This window comes from Bacillus cereus group sp. BceL291 (genome assembly GCF_051776705.1).
Lineage (GTDB): Bacteria > Bacillota > Bacilli > Bacillales > Bacillaceae_G > Bacillus_A > Bacillus_A cereus.
Window position 1 is genome coordinate 1 of the sequence record NZ_JBPWAP010000255.1, and the last position, 385, is coordinate 385.

The following is a 385-nucleotide window of genomic DNA, read 5'->3' on the forward strand; positions in this document are numbered from 1 at the left end:
TTTTAGAGCAAATAAGACATTTTAAACAAGTAGAATCGGATGGAATAATAACTGTATCATATCCTTCAATCCCTACATGGATTGCTGGAGGTGTGATGATAGGGGTAGCAAGAAATAATTTAGGTACGTTAGAGCCGTTATTAGTGCAATTACGCCAAACCGTAGACTATAAAATAACATTAAATCGTGTAGTTGGAGTTGCGTATAATAATATTACTGAAATGCAAAATGCAATTGGATCAGCTATTAATGCTCTTACCTATATGTCAGCACAATGGCATGATTTAGATTCTCAATATTCAGGAGTGCTTAATCATATTGATAAAGCATCCCAAAAAGCAGATCAAAATAAATTTAAATTCTTAAAACCTAACCTGAATGCAGC

The 385-nt window shown here is 33.2% G+C and carries 1 pseudogene; it reads left to right on the forward strand.

The features are described 5' to 3' along the window. A pseudogene (locus ACS2CR_RS34465) lies at positions 1-385 on the forward strand (hemolysin); the annotation flags it as partial.